This is a genomic window from Brevundimonas sp. NPDC058933 (assembly GCF_049315965.1).
Classification (GTDB): domain Bacteria; phylum Pseudomonadota; class Alphaproteobacteria; order Caulobacterales; family Caulobacteraceae; genus Brevundimonas.
The window spans coordinates 1-5,137 of record NZ_JBMOSL010000024.1; the positions used below are offsets into that span (position 1 = coordinate 1).

Annotated in this window: 6 protein-coding genes; 1 reads left to right on the plus strand and 5 read right to left on the minus strand. The window is 33.8% G+C overall.

Annotated elements, in window-relative coordinates; genetic code table 11:
• From ACOZBP_RS17220 to ACOZBP_RS17230, 3 genes are all read right to left on the minus strand, one after another.
• Window positions 1-451 (minus strand): replication initiation protein (locus ACOZBP_RS17220; RefSeq protein ID WP_422677545.1); only part of this gene is annotated, 451 nt, incomplete at its 3' end.
• 247 nt (window positions 452-698) lie between these two features.
• Window positions 699-965, minus strand: coding sequence for a DUF5839 family protein (locus ACOZBP_RS17225; protein ID WP_422677546.1), 267 nt, complete (start codon window positions 963-965; stop codon window positions 699-701).
• Window positions 966-992: 27 nt separating this feature from the next.
• Window positions 993-1,289: a hypothetical protein gene (locus tag ACOZBP_RS17230; RefSeq protein WP_422677547.1), complete on the minus strand. Its 297-nt coding sequence runs from the start codon at window positions 1,287-1,289 to the stop codon at window positions 993-995.
• A gap of 479 nt (window positions 1,290-1,768) precedes the next feature.
• Here ACOZBP_RS17230 and mobQ point away from each other — a divergent pair, with 479 nt between their 5' ends.
• On the plus strand, window positions 1,769-3,682 hold the full coding sequence (mobQ, locus tag ACOZBP_RS17235) for a MobQ family relaxase (protein WP_422677548.1): 1,914 nt from the start codon (window positions 1,769-1,771) through the stop codon (window positions 3,680-3,682).
• Window positions 3,683-4,117: 435 nt separating this feature from the next.
• Here the strand turns inward: mobQ and ACOZBP_RS17240 are convergent, their stop codons facing one another.
• Together ACOZBP_RS17240 and ACOZBP_RS17245 are read right to left on the minus strand one after the other, a co-directional pair.
• On the minus strand, window positions 4,118-4,636 hold the full coding sequence (locus ACOZBP_RS17240) for a type II toxin-antitoxin system PemK/MazF family toxin (protein WP_422677549.1): 519 nt from the start codon (window positions 4,634-4,636) through the stop codon (window positions 4,118-4,120).
• 104 nt (window positions 4,637-4,740) lie between these two features.
• A complete protein-coding gene (locus ACOZBP_RS17245) occupies window positions 4,741-4,953 on the minus strand; it encodes a hypothetical protein (protein WP_422677550.1) in 213 nt (70 codons plus the stop codon).
• Window positions 4,954-5,137 lie beyond the last annotated feature (184 nt).

Consider the following 5,137-nt stretch of genomic DNA (forward strand, 5'->3'; position numbering starts at 1 on the left):
GCCTTATACTGTATTGGCTTTTCATAGTCATTACATATAAGTAATTGTATTTAGTGAAAAAATGCTTCAGCTGCAACAAATGAGGCTTTAATTCTTTATCTAATTTAATATCAATTATGTCTTTCTTATGGTCTATAACTACTTTGTCGATCCATCTCATTAACACTTCCGAACCATCTTCTCGTTCCATCCAAAAACTCTTGTCACTTATTTTTTTTAGGGAACTTTTAATAATTGAATAGTTTTTCCCACTTCTATCACTGATTTGGCAAATTTTACAGTAATCCTTAATTGAAAAACGATATGTCTTAAAATCATCATCTTTTGGCTCAATCATTTGGATTACGTGCAATATTAATTTTTGTTCAACCAATGTTAAATCAAAACGAGTTTTTTGAATTAGATGATTAGATTTAACAACTGGGAAATTGCGTGTTTCCATTTCTTTCATTCTAGGTACTCTATCAGATAATCTTTCTAATCTCCTTGCCATTCTTTTATTCCTTTCATATCAATTGATATAACTATTATATTTAAAAAAGTGAGTTAATAAACAAGTGATTTTGCAAAACTCACTTAAAGTGCACCAAAACTCACTTTTGAAACCCTTGAGACTTACAGCCCCAAGGGTTTCAAGCTCCTATAAATAAGTAAAAAGGTTTAAAAATCTTTAAAAAATAACTATATTATTAGTTACATTAGTCTTTCTTTGGTTTTCGTTCAATTATTTTGCAAACCCTTTTGTACGTCTTATTGGTTTCCTCTAGCTCTTCTCTAAAAACATTCATTACTAATACATGAGAATGTCCTTTTTTAGTTTCGATTAAAACAATATCTCCAGCTTGGATTTGTTTAGGTCTTAATTTTTTCGGTATATGCCAATGATATAATTGATTGGTATATAGTTTTAAAACCTTGTTTTTGTGATGTACTACATGAAAAGCTGCTATGGTATTGTTGTCCATTCTAATGCTCCTTTACCTTTAAGAGAGTTACTTTTTATTTTCAATTTCTAATATTTCTCTAGCTAAATGTATATCCATTGTTTGAATTTGTTCTTTTCTTTCCAAGATGGCCTTTTGGAAAGAAGCGATCAGCTTAATTGGTTCTTCTTCCCCTTCTATCTTTAAATGTTTCTCCATTAATGCCCCAATTTGAATGAGTCTTTTTGTTCTAGCTTTACGCTCTTTTTCCTTCAATTGATTCGCAAGCCTTTGTTTCTCGGCTTGCATCTTTTTAATCTTTTCATCCATATCTAGCAATCTCTCTTCTTCTGTCTTTCGAGCCATAGCTCTCACTCCCCATACACTTTGTTTCCTCTATTATAACCAAAGTGTATCTGTAGCACTAGAATTACAGAATGGTATCTTCACTTCGCATGTGGTACAATAACCCCAATGAACGAAGTGAAGAAGGGCGCACTTATACAAACTTTGTTTGTGTGCGGTTTGCATTGCAAACATAGGGCATATTCGCTTAGTGCGAATACCAAATCAAAATCCTTCATTTGCTAATGAGCAAATGAGTATCCGCAATTATGGCGGATACAAAAAAACGGAATAAATTTATAAATACTTGTTGGCAATAGTCAGCAATTGTCCAACGAGTATTTATAAATTTATTCCGAATGCATTCTTTAAAATAAAAAGGAGTAGATAACACTACTCCTTTTTGGTGCGATACATGAAATTCAAACCCTTGGCTTTAATATTTTGTTCCACTATGGAGTTTGTTATTCATTTTAAATTAGAAAAGGAGGTCCAAGCATATGGCGATCTATCATTTCTCTGTTCAAATGATTTCCAGAGGAAAAGGGCAATCTGCAATTGCGTCCGCTGCCTATCGTTCTGGTCAACGTTTAGTCGATGAGCAAACAAACGAAAGTAAGTTTTACAAAAGAGAAGTGCAACCAGAAAACCATATTCTCGCCCCTGAAAATTCTCCGATATGGGTTCAGAATCGTGAGATTCTTTGGAATGAAGTGGAATATTCCGAGAAAAGGAAGAACTCTCAATTAGCCAGAGAAATCAATGTAGCACTACCTAGAGAGCTTTCCAATCAACAACAAACAGAATTAATCAAAGATTACATCCAGGATCAATTTGTAGATAAAGGGATGGTTGCTGATATTGCTATCCATCGAGATGACGCTAATAATCCTCACGCTCACGTTATGCTGACAACACGAGAAGTTTCAGAAGAAGGCTTCACTACAAAAAATCGTGATTGGAATAAAAAAGAATTGCTGGAGCAGTGGAGAGAGCAGTGGTCAGCGTATGCAAACAAAGCATTAGAGCAAGCTCAAATCAACGAGCGTATTACGCATAAATCCCATGCAGATCGTGGACTTGAAATCTTACCTACTGTTCACATGGGGCACGTTGCTTCTGATATGGAGAAAAAAGGCATACAAACAGAACGAGGTACTATTAATCGTGAAGTCCAAAAACATAATGCGATTGTTTACGACTTACAAAAGTATCGTCAAGAAAAGCAACAAAGTGAAGCATCGTTAAAACTGAAGGAACAAAAGAAAGCTGTAGAATTAACTCCTGAAGAACAAAAAACAGTTAGCATAGCTAAGCAGATTATTGGCGATACACCGACGCTGACAAGCATTGTCAGATATGTGAAACAAGTAGAAATGCGGACAAATAAACAAAAACAAACAATAGAATCTTTAAAGAGGCAGAACTATTTAGTTTCTATTGCGGAACAAGCCGAAAAACAACTTTCTCATTATGAAAAAACCTTAGAAGAATTAAAGGGAAAACTGGATAAGACGGGACTATTTCAGCGTAAGGAAAAAGAAATTTTACGCAATAAGATTACGCAAGTACAAACTAAAATCCCAGAGCAAAAAGAACATTTGGCTCAGTGCTTAAAAGAAGCCAATTTATCTAAAATGGAAGAGATCCCATTTGCTAAAAAGCAATTAAGTAAACAATTAGGATTAGCTAATCAAAAGTTTCACGAAAACGGTCTGGAATTCATCGAGCAAAAAAGAATTCTAAAGCAAACCGAGGAAATATTAAAGCAGCAAGTGATATGGAAAGTTGTTTCTCATTATCCAGAACTTCAAAATGCCGAAAAGTTCTTATCGTTTGAGACTGCTTGCAAACTAAATGACCTTAATACAAAGGCTAAAAAGATAGTTGGTATAGATACCATTAAATCAACTATCTATGCTCGGACCCAAAAAATCAAGGAACATGAGGACTTTTTACAACAGTTCCAAGCTGGCGTTCAGCGAATTCAAAGAGTAGAAAGTTATATTGACCAATTAGTAGAGATTGAACAACGTTTGCAAAAGATTGAAAACAATCCCCTGTTAAAGGGACAGGTTCTTCATTCTGAAACAGCTAAGAAAGCCTATGACCACCTTTTGATCTTACAGAGGAAGTACCAAGAAGATCTAAAAAAAGAAGGATACCGAGATAAAGACCACTTCATGCATAATCGAGATACCATTCTAAGTAACACACACTGGAAGGATAAAATAATAAAAGAAATCGAAGATTTACAATTAGGGAATCATCAAGTTGGCTTTGGAGTAAGCACAGATTTCCTGTCAGCCATCATACAAGCCGTAGAACAGGCACAAAACCAAACTCAAAGAGTAAATCCTAATGAGAAGCAAAAAGAACGCTTAAAAGGGCAAAAAAGTGGGTTAGAACGGTAATGTATACCTAACAGAGAGAGCGAGGGAATCATCTGTTCATACTTTCTTTATCTCCAACATATTATTGATCATGTAATACCTCCAATATTTTTGTACCTTAACAGAGACAACTGAGGGAGTTGTCTCTGTTAAGGTTTTTACTGTGAAAGTTTTTTGTCAAACTTTAAACTAACTAGCAATTAGAAGTAACTAAAAGAAAATGAAAGTTCGCCGATATAAATTATAAGCTCTATTTTATAGTTATTTCCCACACCAAAAAGACGGAATTTGGCCGAATATGGCCGAATTCCGTCTTTTGTTTTGTTGGTTGCTTGAGATAAGACGCATTATGTTAACTAGGTAATATTTTTATAAATAAAGAAAATAAAAAGAAGGTACCTTAGGTCCTCCTTTTGGATTCTTTTTTATGTGTTATGTATCTCATGTTGATAAAGATTATTCATCGGAAGAAACTAAATCTCCTGGTTTAAATGAATATTCTTTAATGGTTTGATTGATAGCATCTTGGATCATAGCCTGTACGTGTTCTGAACATCCTGTAGATAGAAGTAAGGATAAATTTATTACTTCCATATCTTCATCACAGACTTTTCCTTTACGCTTATTCTGACGTAACCAATGAATAGGTATAGTGATTGGTTGGTGTACTAGCGCATAACACTTATGAGATAGAAACGTATTATTTTTAGGTTCTAAGTCAATGTGAGTTACTAATAAATTCCCTTTCTCTACAGCAGCTTTTGCTGAAGAAATTGGAACAACCACGACATGATTAGTTGACAGATTAGATCCATCGTGTGAATCAGAATCACTTAAAACAATTGCTTGATGATAACCTTGAATAACTGTATGAGGTAGTGGTCTACCTCGTACATGGTCTTGATTAGAAGAATCATAGACAATTTCAGAAAAGTCCACTCCAAAAACTTCTCCACGCTCAAAGGATATGGTCAATCAATTCACCCCTATTTTAGTAATGTAAGAAGATTATACCATTTTTTAAAGGACAAAAAACAACAAAAAAAAGGAACCTTTTATTTTTCAAAAAAGTTCCTTTTTTACTCAATATGTTTAGAACGTTCTTTCATACTTTCTTTTTTTAAGGTCCGTTCTAATTTGATTTTTTCATTTTCATCTTTATCAAAAACAACCTTGTCGATATCTACACCTAAACGATTAGATAGCTTTTCAAATAGGTTGAATGTATTTTTCTTTTTACCTACGTTGTCTAATTTTACAATATGCTCAGGAAATTTTACTACAACTGACATGTTCAGTATCTCCTTTCAGCTGAAGGATTTTGGTTTTTCTAATCCTTTTGATTACATTTATCCATTTTGTACAATTTTAAGCTTAATTATTCAAAACGCATAATTTATTTCATAATATCAAAAAAATCTCACCCCCCCAGCAATAACTTGTGTTTTAGGGTGCGTATGCACCCTAAAACACAAG

What these genes read in the sequence shown, in the direction of transcription:
- ACOZBP_RS17245 (WP_422677550.1), bottom strand. Translation starts at nt 4,953, where the DNA reads ATGTCAGTTGTAGTAAAATTTCCTGAGCATATTGTAAAATTAGACAAC.
- ACOZBP_RS17225 (WP_422677546.1), bottom strand. Translation starts at nt 965, where the DNA reads ATGGACAACAATACCATAGCAGCTTTTCATGTAGTACATCACAAAAAC.
- ACOZBP_RS17230 (WP_422677547.1), bottom strand. Translation starts at nt 1,289, where the DNA reads ATGGCTCGAAAGACAGAAGAAGAGAGATTGCTAGATATGGATGAAAAG.
- mobQ (WP_422677548.1), top strand. Translation starts at nt 1,769, where the DNA reads ATGGCGATCTATCATTTCTCTGTTCAAATGATTTCCAGAGGAAAAGGG.